Here is a 16,142-nt window from a genome sequence, read left to right on the forward strand (position 1 = left end):
CCGAGAAAGAAGGGGAAGCGCGGCGCGGTGCGCGGGGCGGGGCGGGCGCGGAGCGGTGCGCGGGGCGCGGGGGCGGGCGGGGGCTGTTACTCCACCGTCTACTCGACGGTCACACTCTTGGCGAGGTTGCGCGGCTGGTCGACGTCGAACCCGCGGGCGCTGGCCATTTCGCACGCGAAGACCTGCAGCGGAACCGTCGCGACGACGGGCTGCAGCAGCGTCGGGCATTCCGGCACCCGGACGATGTGATCGGCATACGGGACCACCGCCTCGTCACCCTCTTCGGCGATGACGATGGTGCGCGCGCCGCGGGCGCGGATCTCCTGAATGTTGCTGACGATCTTGTCGTGCAGCACCGAGCGGCCGCGCGGCGACGGGACCACGACCACCACCGGCACACCATCCTCGATCAGGGCGATCGGGCCGTGTTTGAGCTCGGCGGCGGCAAAGCCCTCGGCATGCATGTAGGCGAGTTCTTTGAGCTTCAGCGCACCCTCGAGGGCCACCGGGAATCCGACGTGCCGGCCGACGAAGAGCACTGACGTGGCAGTGGAGAGTTCACGGGCCAGCGCCCGCACCGGCTCCATGGTCTCCAGGACCTGGTCCACCTTGGAGGGCAGGTCGGAAAGGTCCCGGACGACGGAGCGGACCTCGTCACCCCATTTGGTTCCCCGGACCTGTCCGAGATAGAGCCCCACCAGATAGCAGGCGATCAGCTGGGTGAGAAAGGCTTTGGTGGAGGCCACCGCCACCTCGGGCCCGGCATAGGTGTAGAAGACGGCATCGGACTCACGAGGGATGGTCGCGCCGTTGGTGTTGCAGATGGCCAGCACACGCGCCCCTTGCTCACGGGCGTAGCGCAGGGCCATCAGCGTGTCCATGGTCTCGCCGGACTGGCTGATCGCGACCACCAGGGTGCGCCGCCCGACGACGGGATCGCGGTACCGGAACTCGCTGGCCAGCTCCACCTCACACGGAACGCGGGTCCAATGCTCGATGGCGTATTTCGCGACCATGCCGGCGTGGTACGCGGTTCCGCAAGCGATCACCACCACCTTGTCCATCTCGCGCAGTTCTTCATCGGAGAGCCGCATCTGGTCGAGCAGAAGCCGGCCGTCGGCGCCGATCCGGCCGAGGAGTGTGTCAGCGACCGCTTTGGGCTGCTCGGCGATCTCTTTGAGCATGAAGTGGTCGTAGCCGTCTTTCTCCGCGGCCGAGGCATCCCAGTCGACGTGGTAGCGATGCTCCTTCACCGGGGCGCCGTCGAACCCGGTGAGAACCACCTCATCCGGCGTAATCTCCACGACCTGGCCGTCGCCCACTTCCATCGCCTCGCGGGTGTGGGCGATGAATGCCGACACGTCGGATGCGAGGAAGTTCTCCCCGTCGCCGAGCCCAACCACCAGCGGCGAGTTCCGCCGGGCGGCAACCACCCGGTCAGGGGTGTCAGCGTCCACGGCAACCAGAGTGAACGCGCCGTTGAGCCGCCGGCAGACCGCCCGCATCGCATCGGCGAGGGTGGCTCCGCCCGCGGTCTCGGAGGCCAGCAGGTGGGACACGACCTCGGTATCGGTGTCCGAGGCGAAGCTGACGCCGCTCGCCTCGAGCTCGGACCGCAGCTGGGCGAAGTTCTCGATGATGCCGTTGTGGATGACAGCCACCCGTCCGGAGGCATCCAGATGCGGATGGGCATTCCGGTCGGTGGGCGGGCCGTGGGTGGCCCATCGGGTATGCCCCAGGCCCGTGGTCGAGGACGGCATCGGCGCCTCGTTCAGCGCCTTCTCCAGGTTGGCGAGCTTGCCGGCCCGTTTCGTGGACGCGAGCGCGCCGTCGGCGACGACGGCGATCCCGGCCGAGTCGTACCCTCGGTACTCGAGGCGGCGAAGCCCTTCCAGAACTACGCCTGTCGCTTGCTGGCTGCCTGTGTATCCCACGATGCCGCACACGGCAGCCAGCGTAGCCCCCAACCGCCCACCGTCCTAGCCAGACCCATACCACCGGTCGGGCCGCCACGGCTCCATGAGCACAATAGGCAGGCTATGGCCGAACCCGAAGGCAAGACTCCAGGCACCCAGTCGCCGTTCGTCGACCTGACTCGACCCGAGTGGGCACGACTACGCGATCAGATGCCCCTGCCCCTCACCGCCGAGGAATTGGAAGCGCTTCGTGGCCTCGGTGACGAGGTAGACCTGAACGAGGTCAGCGACATCTACCTCCCCCTGTCCCGCCTGCTGAACCTGCATGTGCGCGGCACCGCCCGCCTGCACGAAGCGACGACGACATTCCTGGGCTCGTTCGCCGAACGCACGCCATATGTGATCGGGATCGGCGGCTCGGTGGCTGTCGGAAAGTCCACCACCGCGCGGTTGCTGAGGCTGCTTCTTGCCCGGTGGCCGGATCATCCTCGTGTCGAGCTCGTGACCACTGACGGGTTCCTGCTTCCCAACGCTGAACTGGAGCGCCGGGGGCTCCTGCAACGTAAGGGGTTCCCTGAGTCGTACAACCGGCGGGCACTTCTGCGCTTCGTGGCGGCGGTGAAGTCGGGCGCCGCCGAGGTACGCGCACCAAAGTACTCTCACTTGACCTACGACGTCCTGCCCGACGAGCAGGTGGTGCTGAAACACCCGGACATCGTTCTCATCGAGGGCCTGAACGTGCTGCAGCCGGCCCGTCCGCGCGAAAACGGCGTGGCCGGCCTGGCGGTGAGCGACTTCTTCGACTTCTCGATCTACGTCGACGCCGAGCCGGGAGACATCCGCCAGTGGTACATCACCCGATTCCTGCGCCTACGAGAGACGGCCTTCCGGCGCCCGGAGTCGTACTTCCGCCGGTACGCCGATCTCGACCATGACGAGGCTGTCGCTCAGGCAGAACATCTCTGGGACACGATCAACGGGCCGAACCTGAGCCAGAACATCCAGCCGACTCGAGGGCGGGCCAAACTGGTGCTGACGAAGAACGCCGATCACGCTGTCCAGCGGGTCCGGCTGCGCAAGATCTGATCCGTGGCCGGAACGTGCCCGCGGGCGATGCCCTCGCCGATGTGAGCCTTGTGGCTCAGCCAGCAAGAACAAGATCCACGTTCGGCGAAAGTGCCACGGGAACGCCCTAAGAGTTCATCGATTCATCTAGGGTGTTGCCATGCACTTGCGCTATATGGCGCGCTCGGACGTTGGTCTCGGCCGTGACGGCAACGAAGACTCCGGCGTGGCCGGGCCGGACGTCCTAGCGGTAGCCGACGGTATGGGCGGACATGCGGCCGGTGAAGTCGCCAGTCAGGCGGCGGTGAGTCAGTTCGCGCGGGCTGCGGGCCTCGACCGTGGCAACGGCGCGTCGGCGCTGGAGTCATTGGGCTCGCTCTTCGCGCTTGCGAACGATCGCATCAAACAACTGGTCACCGACGCCCCCGAACGCGAGGGCATGGGCACCACCGCCACCGTCATGTTGATGCCTGCGGGTCCGGATCCGGCTGGTCAGCTAGCACTCGGCCACATCGGGGATTCTCGTGCGTACCTGGCGCGCGGGGCCGCACTGACTCAGCTCACCCGCGATCACACGTTTGTGCAAGCCCTCGTGGACGACGAGCAGATCAGTCCGGCCGAGGCCCGGATCCACCCGGCCCGGTCGGTGGTCACGAAGGTCCTGCAGGGCCAAGACGGCGCCGAGCCCGATCTGACGCTGGTGGACGTCCAGCCCGGCGACCGGCTGCTGATCTGCAGCGACGGCCTCACCGACGTGGCCACCGACGACGCGATCGCCGAAGTGCTCGCCACTACCAGCTCGCTGGACGAGGCCGCGGACCGGCTGATCCAGCTGGCGCTCGTCGGCGGCGGCCCGGACAACATCACCATCGTGCTCGCCGACGTCGCCGAAGGCGATCAGCCCGACGAGGACGCCCCCACCTACTTCGTCGGCGCCGCCGCCTGAATGATCATGTTTGGTGGGTTTTCCCGGCCGTCACCATGTCTTCAGACCTGTTGACGCACGCGAAGTCCTGGTAAGGCGCGCATTCCAGCCCCCGAGCCTCCTTCGGCAAAAGTGCACGAAAGCGACGCGAGCCGTTCACCCCTGACGTCTTGACGGGCATGGACCTCTCCGCGAGGCTGAACGGCCAGCGGACCCACCCGACATTCCTGGCAGGGGGAATCGATGACACGGCCTAACGCCGGCTACCGCGTCGGACTCGTCGTGGCGGCCACCGTCGCCGGACTGCTGTCCAGCACCATGATCGGCTCCACTCACGAGGTGGCCGCGGACTCCCACGCGACGGCGGGTACCGCCGCCGGTCCGGCACCGGACCACCCGTCCGGCGTAGTGATCACCGCTCTGCGGACCCGCGGGCCCGGTGGGGCCTTCGACGAGTTCGTCGAGATCCGAAACACCGGCGCCGACCCAGCCGACATCTCCGGTTGGGCACTGCAGGGTTGCGCGGCCGGCAGCGGCAACCCGAGCACTCGGGTGGAAGTGCCCGCGTCCACCGAACCCCTGTCGCCCGGCGGGTATTTCCTTTTCGTCAACCCCTCCCAGGATCAGTACAGCGGCGGCACCGACCCGGATCTGACGTTCAGCACGGGCATCGCCGACGGCGGCGCCAGTGGTATCCGGATCGTGGATGCCGATGGCGATGTGGTCAGCGGCATCGGCACCACTGACGACGCATCGCAGTGCGCCGAGGGCGGAGGCTGGGCCACGTCCTTCCCCACGTCGGCCCCCTTCGACCTCCTGCGGACCGGCGACCGGGATGACGCCACCCAGGTGACCGGTGTCAACGCGGACGATTTCGAGAACACCTCCGTCATCCCGCGCAACTCGGCGTTCGACCCCGACGAGCCGCCCCCGCCGACCGAGCTCACCCTCGAGTGCGCCGCGCCGTTCACCGTCACCGAAGGTTTCGCCGCCGACGACGGCCCGTACGTTGACGGCAAGGCGATCATGGCAATAGCCAGCGGCGGCAGCGGTGCGCTGGAATTCTCCGTGGCCGATGTCTCTCCCGATCCAGGACCGGGCAACGCTGTGGTCGCGGCGGTGGATGGCGACACAGCCGAGGTCCGGTTCACCGACGACGTTCCCGGCCTGGACCCGGCTGAGACCGACGGCCTCTACACCGTCACGATCGAAGCCGCCGACGACGCCGGTGAGTCCGCCACCTGCGCCGCCGACGTGCGCGTCGTGCCCGTCCTCGACGTCGGCCAGCTGCGCGGAGCGGTCGCCGACGATGCCAACGGCCGCCAGCACATCTCCCCGTACGCGCTGGGCCAGCCGATATTCCAGCCCGGCGATCCGATCGCGGTGCGAGGTGTGGTGACGCAGCGCACCATGGAGGAGAACGCGGACGGCGACTTCGATTTCGAGGGTTTCTTCATCCAGAGCCTGGATGCCGACCCCGGTGAGATCGACGGGTTCGAGGCAGGCGATCCGGTCTTCACCGATGGCGACCCGCAAACCTCCGACGGATTGTGGGTTTCCACCGGCACGTTCTCCACCGTCCGCCCCGACTTCGCTACCTCGGTGCCGGTCGGCGAGCAGTACTACGCCCAACCCGGCGACATCGTCACACTCCGTGGTCCCGTCGTGGAGGACTTTCAGCAAACAGTGCTGCAGAACCCGTTCGTCGTCGACGTCGCCACCCCCGCGGACACCGGCGCTGATCTCGGCACCCACATCGAGGTAACCGAAGTTGATCCTCCCGACGACGTCCAGGAGGCGTCGGTCTACTGGGAGCGGCTGGCCGGTATGCAGGTGGAGGTGCCCGCCGACAGTGTCGTCGTCAGCGGCAACGACGTCTTCGCCCCCTCGACCAGCGAGTTCTGGGTGATCCGCGGCGACCACCCGGTGGCCCAGCGGGAGAACCCCGACGCGCGCCGCGTCTACCGTGACTACCACCCGCTGGCGCACGGCGGACCATTCGATCTGACCGAGGGACCGGGCGACCAGAACGGCTACCGGATCATCCTGGGTTCGTTCGGCGTGAAAGCCGCCGAGGCAGATGCGACGACGATGATCACCCCGGCACGCAGCGGCGACAGCCTGCTGGACGCCGCCCGCGGCGGCCTGTACTTCAGCTTCGACAAGTACCAGGTGATGGTCGACGACCAGCCGGATCTCGAGCGCGGACCCGACCCGTCGGCATCCAGCCTGGCGGCCGTCGAAGGGTTCGATCCGGCTGACGAGTATTCCGTGATGGTCTACAACGTCGAAAATCTCTACGACTTCCGGTCGGACCCGTTCAGCGGCTGCGATCTCGACCCCGACGTCGTGCCCGAGGGGCAGCAGCCCACCAGCACGTGCACCGCCGATGAGCCCGGCGGCTCGACGGTCTCAGCGCCGTTCACCTATGCCCCACGCAGCCAGGAGGCCTACGACGCGCATCGCATCGCGATCGCCGAGCAGATTCTTCTCGCGCTCGACGCTCCGGACATCATCACCATCCAAGAGGCCGAGAAGCAGGATGCCTGTGTCCCGGTGTACGACGACGCCTCGCCGGGCGACTCCTACCTGGACTGCGACCTCTCCGCTCCGGCGCCCGGCGAGGACATGACCAGCACCGATCGTGGCTCAGGTGCGCCTGACACGGTCGAGGAACTCGCGCTCGAGATCTTCGCGCGGTCTGACGGGGAGGTCCGCTACGAGGCGTCCGGCGACGTCGTGAACGGCCGCGACGTCCGGGGAATCACCCAGGGCTTCCTGCACCGCACCGACCGTGTCGAGCTGGTTCCGGAGGACGAACTGCTGGACGATCCAGTGCTGGGCGACGGCGACGCCGTCGACATCCCTTACCCGGAGCACGACGAGCGCACCGAGCTCGCACCGTGGGTCAAGGAGACGGCCAATCCGAAGGCGGTGAACGCGATTCTCGCCGACGGCGTACCGGTGCAGGACGGTGGCCGCTTCCCGGAGTCAGGCTACGTGTTCACCCGCCCGGTGCAGGTGGCGAAGTTCCGGATCTATCCCGACGGCGTGGGTTCAGCCGATCACGTGGAACGGTATGTCACGTCGAACCACATGTCCGCGGTACCGGACAGCCGGGTTGAGCAGCGTGCCGAGCAGGCGCGGCTGAACGCCGCTGTCGGCGACGCCGTGGTCAGCGCCGGCGGGCAGGTTTTGGTGACCGGTGACTTCAACGTCTTTCCCAGGCCGGACGATCCGTACCCGGCGTTCAAAACCGATCCGGAGCGGGCGCCCACGGACCAGCTGGCGGCGATGTACGAGCGTGGGTTCACCAATCTCCACGACGTCATCATCGACGAGGCGCCCGAGAACACGTACAGCTTCATCTTCCGGGGAGTATCGCAGATCCTGGATCACGTGTTCGTCGACGATGCCACGCTCGACGAGCTCGTCACGGCCCGCTTCATCCACGTCAACATCGACTACCCGGCTGAGGTGCCGGGCTTCGAACCTGGAAGGGGCGCCTCGGACCACGATCCGCTGTACGCCCGGTTCCGCTTCGAGGCTGTTGAAGAACCGGCGTGCACGGAGACCTTGACCGGAACCCACCTCGGGCCGCTGACCGTATCCGAAGGGGTGACCTGCCTGGAAGGTGCCGCGGTACGTGGACCGATCGAGGTGAGCGCCGGCTCGGCGCTGATCGCCGTGGAATCGCGGATCACCGGGGCGCTCCAGGCCGACGGCGCCAGAACTGTCGTGCTTTGTGGTACGTCGGTCACGGGTCCGACCAAGCTCGCCAACGGCTCGGCGGTGACCCTCGGCGATCCGGCGGCGGACTGCGCCGGCAACACCTTTGTCGGTCCGGTGGAAGTCACCGGCACGGCCGGCACAAGCGTCATCGCCGGGAACCGGATCGTGGGGCCGCTCAATTGCAGCTCGAACGACCCCGAGCCAGTCGACCACGGCGCGCCCAACACCGTGTTCGGCCCGTCCGGCGGGCAATGCCGCGAGCTGACGCACTAGCTCTCGTCGCTCGGTGATCATCAGTACGCGGTGGTCGTTCCGAGGTGATCGTCAGGGCGTCGTGGTTGCGGGTTGATGACCACAACGCCCTGACGATCACCGGGAGAAGTGGGGCGCTGCTGGCACTACAGCTCGCGCTGGAAGCCGGCGGACCAGCCTTCGATGCGATAGCCCAACGTTTCGTTGACGCTGATCATGTGGGCGTTGGAGTCCGCGTTCCAAGTCCAGATGGCTTGAATTCCCGGGCGGTCGCGCAGCACCTGCCGGAGGTTGGCGGCCTTGAGCAACAGCCCGAGCCGATGGCCGCGGTGAGCGGGGTCGACGATGGTGGTGTCCTGGAATCCGTTGTCGTCGCTCTCGCGCGATATCGACAGGGTCGTCAACCCGGTCATCGTGCCGTCCGGCAGGACGGCGACGGCGCTCCAGGTTTGACGCCCCATCTCGGCGGCCCGTTCTTCGGACTTGCGAATACGCGCTGCGTCCCAGACCTCGGCTTCATAGTCCAGCTCGCCTAGCGGTGCGTCGGTGCTCAACCTTGCCTCGAGCCGGGCGACCTCGTCGATATGTTCGTCCGGGGCCCGAACCGTCCACGTCAGTATCTCGTAGCCGGCGGCCATCGGCTCGGCTTCGTCTACGGCCTTGGCGATGGCATCGAGATCGAACGGCGGCCGCTGCACCCGGGCGATCTCGGTGATACGGCGGGTGAAGCCGTGATGCTCGGCGAAAAACGTACCAGCGGTCATGTCTGTGCTGGCTGGACCTTCGAGATAGGTCAGCAGGCTGGAACGGCCGTGCTCACGTGCGGCCTCATAGGCGGTCTGGAGCAACAGTGTGCCGACACCGCGGCGACGTGCCTCGGGCCGGACCCATATCTCCGGCTCGGCGAGCTTCAGGTTGTCTCGCAACGGCAAACCCAGCAGACCGGCTCCGACCGCCTGCCCGCCGTCTTCGGCGAGCCACAGCCGCACGTCGTGGTGTTCATGCCCTCGATAGGCAACCCGCAACTCCTGCTCGGTGAAACGGGGCCCGTTGGGATAGTCAGCGACATGGGCAGTCAAATAGACGTCGTACCAGGCTGAGAACGCGTCTTCGGTGGCAGTGATGGGGCGGATCTGCATGAGTCAAGCGTGAAGGCCCGGTGCGCCTACCGCAACGCATTTTCCCGGTGCTCAGCGCCGAAGGGCGAGCGCGCCCTCCACCACAGCCGCGAGGCCGTTGGCCACCGACTCGGCCTGTTCGGACGTCGCCGCCTCGACCATGACCCGCACCAGAGGTTCAGTGCCCGACGGGCGCAGGAGCACCCGGCCGGTATCGCCGAGTTCTGCCTCAGCGGCCGCGACGGCGTTTCGGACAGACTCGTCGGTGGCTACCCGGCTCTTGTCCACACCGGGCACGTTGATCAGTACCTGGGGCAGCTTCTCCACGACACTGGCCAGTTCGGCCAGCGAACGGCCGGTATGCGATACCTGGGCCAGCAAATGAGCGGCGGTCAGCACACCGTCACCGGTGGTGCAGTAGTCGAGCATGATCACGTGCCCGGATTGCTCGCCGCCGAGCGCGTAACCGTTCGCCTTCATCGACTCGAGTACATATCGGTCGCCCACGGCCGTGTCGATGACCGTGATGCCCGCCGACCGCATGGCCAGCCGAAGGCCCTCGTTGGACATCACCGTCGCGACCAGGGTGTCGTGACGCAGTGTTCCTTGTTCTTGCATGGCCAGTGCGAGGACGGCCAGGATCCGGTCACCGTCGATAACCTCGCCCTTGGAGTCCACCGCGAGGCAGCGATCGGCATCGCCGTCATGTGCGATACCCGCGTCGGCGCCGTGGTCGAGGACCGCCTGCGCAAGAGACTCGATGTGTGTCGAGCCACAACCGTCGTTGATGTTCAGGCCGTCTGGCTCCGCGCAGACCGTGACGACGTCCGCACCAAGCCGGCGAATGACCTCCGGCGACGCGTCGAACGCTGCCCCGTGCGCACAGTCGATGACGACCTTCAGGCCGTCGAGCCGGTACGGGGCTGAGCCCACCACATGCGTCACATAGGTTTCGAGGCCTTCGGGGTAGTCACGGACCCGCCCGACCGCCGCGCCGGTGGGCCGCTTCCAAGGCTCACGCAGCCGGGCCTCGATGGCGTCCTCGAGGGCGTCTTCGAGCTTGTGCCCACCCTTGGCGAAGAACTTGATGCCGTTGTCCGGCATCGGGTTGTGGCTGGCCGAGATCATGACGCCGAGCTCGGCCTGAAGCCGGCCGGTGAGGAAGGCTATCGCGGGTGTCGGCAGCACTCCGACTCGCAGGACGTCAAGTCCGGCGCTGGCCAGGCCCGCCACCACCGCGGCCTCGAGAAACTCGCCCGAGGCTCGCGGATCACGGCCGACGACGGCCAGCGGGCGGTCCGGCCCGAAAACGCCCGCCTCGCCCAGCACATGCGCCGCGGCGACCGACAGATCCAGTGCCAGCTCCGCGGTGAGCTCGACGTTCGCCAGACCTCGGACCCCGTCGGTACCGAACAGACTCGCCACGTTTTTCTCCTTGCTCAAACCAAGAGGCCGCTACCCCTCAGCTACTTGGTATGCCTGGCCGCAACCGCATCACATACAGTTTCGGCCCCGGAGTGAACCCCGGGGCCGAAACCATGTGAAGCGCGGCTTCAGAGGTCACGCGACCTCTTGTGCGCACTTAGCGCTTGCTGTACTGCGATGCCTTGCGAGCCTTCTTCAGTCCGGCCTTCTTGCGCTCGGTGACGCGGGCGTCACGCGTGAGGAATCCGGCCTTCTTCAGCACGGCGCGGTTGTTGTCCACGTCGGCGTCGTTGAGGGCGCGAGCCAGCGCGAGCCGTAGTGCACCGGCCTGGCCGGAAGCGCCGCCGCCATCGAGCCTGGCAACAACGTCGTAGCGGCCGTCCAGCTCAAGCTCGACGAAAGGCGAGCGGATGAGCTGCTGGTGCACCTTGTTGGGGAAGTACTCGTCCAGCGCACGGCCGTTGATCTTCCACTGGCCGCCGCCGGGGGTGATACGCACCCGGGCGATGGCCTCCTTGCGGCGACCGGTGGCGGTAGCGGGCTCGATCGCGGAGAAACGCGACGGCGTCGACTCGGAGGTGAAGCTCTCAACGGTGGTCGCGGTCTCTTCGGCCCCGTTCTCGGCTGTGGTTTCGGTCATGTCCTCGCTCACGGTGGTGGTCATGGTGTTAGTCACGCTCACTGGGTGAGCTGGCTAATCTCGTAGGAAGCCGGCTTCTGCGCCTGATGCGGGTGCTCCGGGCCTGCGTAGACCTTGAGCTTGGTGAGCATCTTCCGCCCGAGGCTGTTATGCGGAAGCATGCCCTTCACGGCCTTCTCGATGACCCGGCGCGGGTTCTTCTCGAGCAGCTCCGCATACGTGGTGGAGCGGAGCCCACCCGGGCGGCCCGAGTGCCGGTAGTCGATCTTCTGGTCCAGCTTGTTGCCGCTCAGCGCGACCTTGTCCGCATTGATGACGATGACGAAGTCACCAGCGTCGAGGTGCGGCGCGTAGACGGGCTTGTGCTTACCGCGCAGAAGAGTGGCGGTGTGGGAGGCGAGCCGGCCGAGGACGACGTCGGTGGCGTCGATGACATGCCACTGACGCTCGACGTCACCGGGCTTGGGGCTGTACGTGCGCACGGTCGTAGGCCTTCGCTTTGGTCGGTAAAAGTGATGGTTCCGGTCTTGGCGCACCCACCGCCCGACAGCGGGCAGATACCGGCACGCACAACGACGACCTAGATTACTCGCCCGAGGGCCCGGGGGTCAAAACCAGAACCTAAACCGGCGTGATCGGCCCTTCTGCCGTCGGTGGCCGACGAGGCCTCGATCAAGTAACACAACCACACAATCGGTTAGACGTCAGCGAGGACGGACGACGCGACCCTCGTCCCACACCGGCTCCGGTGACTCGTAAACCCCGCCGTCAGCGCCGAACACGAGGAACCTGTCGAAGTCTCGGGCGAACCATCTGTCGTGCGTGACAGCCAGCACTGTTCCTTCGAATGCCGCCAGCCCGTCCTGCAACGCTTCGGCCGACACCGGGTCGAGGTTGTCGGTCGGCTCGTCGAGCAGGAGCAGCGTCGCGCCGGACAACTCCAGAAGCAGGATCTGGAACCGTGCCTGCTGACCACCGGACATCGAATCGAAGCTCTGCTCGGCGGCATAGGCGAGCTCGTATCGGTCCAGTGCGCGGCTGGCTTCTTCGCGCGGCATACCCGCCCGGCGGACGTCGCCTCGGTGCAGAACCTCTAGCAGTGTGCGTCCAACCAGCTCAGGATGCTCATGCGTCTGCGCGAACCAGCCGGGCCGGACCCGCGCTCCGAGCCGGGCCAGGCCGGTGTGCGCCACCGGTGCGATCGGAACCTCGGCCACCGGCAGGTGTTCGACGTCCGGGTCGGTTCCCCCGGCGGCGAGCAGCCGCAGGAAATGTGACTTGCCCGAGCCGTTGGACCCGAGGACCGCCACTCGTTCGCCGAACCACACTTCGAGGTCGAACGGCCGCATCAGGCCGGTCAGTTCCAGCTCTTCACAGATGACCGCGCGTTTTCCCGTACGCCCTCCCCGCAGGCGCATCCGCAGGTTCTGCTCACGCGGAATCGCTTGCGGCGGCCCGGCGTCCTCGAATCGCCCCAGGCGGGTTTGCGCCGACCGGTAGCGAGAAGCCATGCCGGAGTTGTAGGCCGCCTTCTGCTTGTACATCTGCACGAGTGCCTTCAGTTTGGCGTGCTCCTCGTCCCAGCGTCGGCGCATCTCTTCCAGGCGGGAGAAACGATCCTGCCGTGCCTCGTGATAGCTCCCGAAGCTGCCCGGGTGAACCCATGCCGTGTTACCAGCAGCGCCTAGTTCGACGGTCACGACGTGGGTGGCGGTGCGGGCGAGCAGTTCGCGATCGTGGCTGACGTACAGGACGGTCTTCGGCGACTCCAGAAGGCGGTCCTCGAGCCAGCGTTTACCCGGAACGTCGAGGAAGTTGTCCGGCTCGTCCAGAAGCAGCACCTCATCGGGTCCATGCAGCAAGGCCTCCAGAACCAGCCGCTTCTGCTCGCCGCCGGACAATGACGACACGTCCCGCCAGCGGCACCGCTCGTACGGCACACCCAGCGCCTCCGTGGTGCACACATCCCACGTCACCTCGGCTTCGTAGCCACCGGCGTCGGCCCACTCGGCCAGTGCCCGCGCGTAGGCCATCTGGGTCGGTTCGTCGTCGCGCTCCATCATGACCAACTCGGCCGCGTCGACGGCGGCCGCAGCTTTACGTACCCGCGCCGGCGCGACGGAGAGCAGCAGTGACCGGACGTCCTCCGCGTCGCGGGCGACGAACTGCCGCATGATCCCCAGCCCGCCGCTTCGTGTCACCGCCCCCTTGGGTGGATGAAGATCGCCGGCGATGATACGCAGCAGGGTGGTCTTGCCGGAGCCGTTGGCGCCGACCAGGGCCACTTTGACACCGTCCCCCACCCGGAAGGAGATGTCCTCGAGTAGCACTCGCCCGTCGGGAAGAGTGAAGGAGATCGCGTTCAGGTCGACGTGGCCCACGTGGTCCAGTCTCAGGTCGCGGCTGTGGCGTTGTCGACGGAATTTCTCCGCGCCGCCTGAATCACGGCGTGCCGGTGATCCCGCCGTCCACGCGCAGGTTCACGCCGTTGATGTACCCGGCGCGAGGGCTGGCCAAGAAGGTCACCGCATCGGCTATATCGTCAGCCCGCCCGAGCCGGCCGGCCGGATTGGGCGCATACCTGGCCACGGCTTCGGCCTCCAGCCTGGTCCAGTCCACGGTCTCCGCACCCATGCGCTGCCGGAACATGCGCTCGAACGACGGAGTCCGGATCACGCCGGGGCTGACGCAATTGGCCGTGACCCCGGTGCCGGCCAGGTGTTGCGCCAGGCTAGTGGTCATGTTCACCACCGCGGCCTTGGCCGCTGAGTACTCGACCATGTTGGCCAGCGGAGTGATCACCGCGCGGCTGCCGATGTTGATCACTCGTCCCCAGCGCCGTTCTTGCATGTTGGGCAGCAACGCCTGGGTGATTTGCGCCACCGTCACGACGTTCCCGTGGTAAGTGGCCAACCAGTCCCGGGCACGGGCGTTGTTCCAGTCGTGTTCGGCGAACGGACCGGCGTTGTTGACCAGGATGTCGGTCCCGAACGCCAGGGCGGCCGAGGCAACGTCGTCGACGACGCCGTCGGCGGTCAGGTCTCCCAGCACGACACCGGTCTCGGCGCCAGCCGAGCGGAGCCGCTTGGCCGTGGCCTGTGCCGCGTCAGCGTTGCGGCCGTGGATGAGGACGGCGCAGCCCTCAGCGGCGAGCGCGTTGGCGATGGCCGCGCCGATACCGCCGCTGCTTCCAGTCACCAGCGCCCGGCGGCCAGCCAAGTCAAGATCCATGCGAGGACGCTAACAGGTGGTCCATCAGCGCATCCGCGGCGCTATCAGGCGCGCGAGCATCCTCGTCACGGCGGGCGCCGGTGGCCCGCGATTCGAGTCCGGCCCGGCGGTGCGAGGATTTCGTATGTGAACGAGCCCGACCCTTCACCCCGCCATGGATGACGGCCCCACCACCCGGTCTTCCCCGCCCGCTCTGGCCGCGGCCCGCGGCCAGACGTCTCACTGGTCCCGACGACGGCGCTCTAAGGGCTCCCGGCCGTTAGCGGCGACCCGCGCCACATTCGCGATGTTGTACGCCGTGGACGGCGCCATCCTGCCGTTCTTCTCGGTCTTCCTCGCTCGCGCTCACGGCCTCAGTGCCGGTCAGATCGGCCTCGTGCTGGCGATCGGCGGAGCAGCCAGTATCCCGGCGCCGTTCCTGCTGAGTATGCTCGCCGACCGGTTCGGCCGGGCGGTACGGCTGCTCATGCTGGTGCTGACTGGATCGGCCCTCACCTTGCTGGCTATGACCGTCGCGGACGGCTACTGGCAGATCGCACTTGTGTACGCGCTTTTCATGGTGGTGCACGAATCAGCGAGGCCACTGTTGGACGGCGTCTTCTTCAAGGCGCAACGCCGCACCGCGCAGCTGCGGACCGTGAGCTATCACCGGGTCCGGATCTGGGGCACCTTCGGCTTCATGGTCCCGGGCGTGGTGATCTACTTCGCCATGTCCGACGACACCTCGCTCGCCGGGCTCCCCGCGGTAGCAAGCGGCCTAGCTCTGCTCGCCGTCGTGTCCGCCTTTCATCTGCCGACGCGCCGGGCGCCGGGCGGTGCTCCCGAGAAGACCAAGAATCAGCTGGCGAGCTCGTCGTTGCCGGAGCTGTTCAAGGCAGCGGGAGCGTTGCTCAAACGGCCCACCACGGCTGTGTTCGTCCTCGCCATGTTCTGCATGCAGACGTCGTTCACCGCCTACTCGGTTTTCTATCCCTTGCACGTGACCGACGTCGTGGGGCTGGCTCCGCGGTGGCTCGGTCTCATCACCAACGTGGGTGTCTTCATCGAGCTGGGATACATGGCCGCCTTCGCATGGTTCGTGCGCCGGCTGGGCTGGCGTTGGCTGATGGTCGCCGGAGCGATCGCGGCCGCGCTCCGGTTGGTTCTGCTCGCTGCCTTGCCGACGGCCGGCGTCGCCGTCGGCACCCAAGTGGTGCACGGCCTGGTGATCATCGTGCTGATGGTCGCCAGCAGGGTCGTCTTGGACCAGCAGGCTTCGAGCGCGATCCGGCACACCGCTCAAGGACTGTTCGCGATGATCGTGATAGGTGGTGGGCGCATCGCGGGCAGCGCTATCGGGGGCCTGATCGCGGCGCACAGCATCTCGGCGTTGTTCTGGAGCGCCGCCGCGCTCTCCGGGTTCGCCGCCGTACTGCTGGCATGGTGCCTCCGCCATTTCCACAGCGACCATCCGACGTGAGACTGCTTGCCCGAACACTTCACCTCGGGGCGTCATAAGGCGCACCATGGAAGTACAGGAGGTGGTCACCATGACGTTGGCCAGCTGGAACATCGATGTCGCCCTGAGCGAGGACGATACCTACACCGATGCCACCGCGACCTTGCATCTGCCCGACGGCACGAACCTACAGGCCCAGGGGCACGCGAAACGCAACCCCGCTGATCCGGCTCAACCGCAGATCGGTGAGGAGATCGCGACCGCACGGGCGTTGTCCAGCCTCGTCGACCAGCTACTCGGCAAGGCAGCCGACGAGATCGAACAGGTCACGCACGAGCCCGCACACCTGAACGCCTGACGGCCGCGTCGGTGATCGTCAGGGCGTTGTGGTCGTGATCTC

At 67.0% G+C, this 16,142-nt stretch carries 12 protein-coding genes; 5 read left to right on the forward strand and 7 right to left on the reverse strand.

Translation table 11 applies throughout. From position 1 onward, the window contains the following. Positions 1 to 98: 98 nt before the first annotated feature. On the reverse strand, positions 99 to 1,946 hold the full coding sequence (gene glmS / locus F7O44_RS10690; RefSeq protein WP_162450234.1) for a glutamine--fructose-6-phosphate transaminase (isomerizing): 1,848 nt from the start codon (positions 1,944 to 1,946) through the stop codon (positions 99 to 101). A 93-nt stretch (positions 1,947 to 2,039) separates the two neighbouring features. On the opposite strand from glmS, the gene coaA reads away from it, so the two are divergent. The 3 genes from coaA (at position 2,040) to F7O44_RS10705 (ending at position 7,911) form a co-directional block, all read left to right on the forward strand. Further along, entirely contained in the window at positions 2,040 to 3,002 is a 963-nt protein-coding gene (gene coaA, locus F7O44_RS10695; protein WP_162450235.1) for a type I pantothenate kinase, read from the forward strand. 139 nt (positions 3,003 to 3,141) lie between these two features. Beyond that, the gene (locus F7O44_RS10700) at positions 3,142 to 3,927 is read left to right on the forward strand and encodes a PP2C family protein-serine/threonine phosphatase (RefSeq protein ID WP_162450236.1); all 786 of its coding nucleotides are present in this window, start codon (positions 3,142 to 3,144) and stop codon (positions 3,925 to 3,927) included. Positions 3,928 to 4,149: 222 nt separating this feature from the next. Continuing rightward, positions 4,150 to 7,911 carry a lamin tail domain-containing protein gene (locus F7O44_RS10705; protein WP_162450237.1) on the forward strand — a complete coding sequence of 1,254 codons (3,762 nt, stop codon included), beginning with the start codon at positions 4,150 to 4,152 and terminating at the stop codon, positions 7,909 to 7,911. A 125-nt stretch (positions 7,912 to 8,036) separates the two neighbouring features. Here F7O44_RS10705 and F7O44_RS10710 read toward each other — a convergent pair whose 3' ends face one another. The 6 genes from F7O44_RS10710 to F7O44_RS10735 form a co-directional block, all read right to left on the reverse strand. Beyond that, entirely contained in the window at positions 8,037 to 9,029 is a 993-nt protein-coding gene (locus F7O44_RS10710) for a GNAT family N-acetyltransferase (protein ID WP_162450238.1), read from the reverse strand. Between the two features lie 51 nt (positions 9,030 to 9,080). Beyond that, positions 9,081 to 10,433: a phosphoglucosamine mutase gene (glmM, locus tag F7O44_RS10715; protein ID WP_162450239.1), complete on the reverse strand. Its 1,353-nt coding sequence runs from the start codon at positions 10,431 to 10,433 to the stop codon at positions 9,081 to 9,083. Positions 10,434 to 10,590: 157 nt separating this feature from the next. Continuing rightward, complete coding sequence (rpsI, locus tag F7O44_RS10720; RefSeq protein WP_162450517.1) at positions 10,591 to 11,073, reverse strand: 30S ribosomal protein S9; 483 nt, start codon at positions 11,071 to 11,073, stop codon at positions 10,591 to 10,593. A 38-nt stretch (positions 11,074 to 11,111) separates the two neighbouring features. Next, positions 11,112 to 11,555, reverse strand: a complete 444-nt coding sequence (gene rplM, locus F7O44_RS10725; protein WP_162450240.1) for a 50S ribosomal protein L13 — start codon at positions 11,553 to 11,555, stop codon at positions 11,112 to 11,114. 222 nt (positions 11,556 to 11,777) lie between these two features. Further along, entirely contained in the window at positions 11,778 to 13,454 is a 1,677-nt protein-coding gene (locus F7O44_RS31745; RefSeq protein WP_162450241.1) for an ATP-binding cassette domain-containing protein, read from the reverse strand. A gap of 61 nt (positions 13,455 to 13,515) precedes the next feature. Beyond that, complete coding sequence (locus F7O44_RS10735; protein WP_162450242.1) at positions 13,516 to 14,304, reverse strand: SDR family NAD(P)-dependent oxidoreductase; 789 nt, start codon at positions 14,302 to 14,304, stop codon at positions 13,516 to 13,518. A 154-nt stretch (positions 14,305 to 14,458) separates the two neighbouring features. Here F7O44_RS10735 and F7O44_RS10740 point away from each other — a divergent pair, with 154 nt between their 5' ends. Both F7O44_RS10740 and F7O44_RS10745 read left to right on the forward strand, forming a co-directional pair. Then, complete coding sequence (locus F7O44_RS10740; protein WP_222851258.1) at positions 14,459 to 15,763, forward strand: MFS transporter; 1,305 nt, start codon at positions 14,459 to 14,461, stop codon at positions 15,761 to 15,763. 46 nt (positions 15,764 to 15,809) lie between these two features. Next, complete coding sequence (locus F7O44_RS10745; protein ID WP_222851259.1) at positions 15,810 to 16,100, forward strand: DUF1876 domain-containing protein; 291 nt, start codon at positions 15,810 to 15,812, stop codon at positions 16,098 to 16,100. Positions 16,101 to 16,142 lie beyond the last annotated feature (42 nt).

The sequence above is a fragment of the Phytoactinopolyspora mesophila genome (assembly GCF_010122465.1).
Taxonomy (GTDB): domain Bacteria; phylum Actinomycetota; class Actinomycetes; order Jiangellales; family Jiangellaceae; genus Phytoactinopolyspora; species Phytoactinopolyspora mesophila.

Bases quoted from the DNA above. Each gene is read 5' to 3' on its own strand.
- coaA (WP_162450235.1), top strand. From the start codon at position 2,040: ATGGCCGAACCCGAAGGCAAGACTCCAGGCACCCAGTCGCCGTTCGTC.
- F7O44_RS10735 (WP_162450242.1), bottom strand. From the start codon at position 14,304: ATGGATCTTGACTTGGCTGGCCGCCGGGCGCTGGTGACTGGAAGCAGC.
- rpsI (WP_162450517.1), bottom strand. From the start codon at position 11,073: ATGACCGAAACCACAGCCGAGAACGGGGCCGAAGAGACCGCGACCACC.
- F7O44_RS10710 (WP_162450238.1), bottom strand. From the start codon at position 9,029: ATGCAGATCCGCCCCATCACTGCCACCGAAGACGCGTTCTCAGCCTGG.
- F7O44_RS10700 (WP_162450236.1), top strand. From the start codon at position 3,142: ATGCACTTGCGCTATATGGCGCGCTCGGACGTTGGTCTCGGCCGTGAC.
- F7O44_RS10740 (WP_222851258.1), top strand. From the start codon at position 14,459: ATGGATGACGGCCCCACCACCCGGTCTTCCCCGCCCGCTCTGGCCGCG.
- F7O44_RS10705 (WP_162450237.1), top strand. From the start codon at position 4,150: ATGACACGGCCTAACGCCGGCTACCGCGTCGGACTCGTCGTGGCGGCC.
- F7O44_RS10745 (WP_222851259.1), top strand. From the start codon at position 15,810: ATGGAAGTACAGGAGGTGGTCACCATGACGTTGGCCAGCTGGAACATC.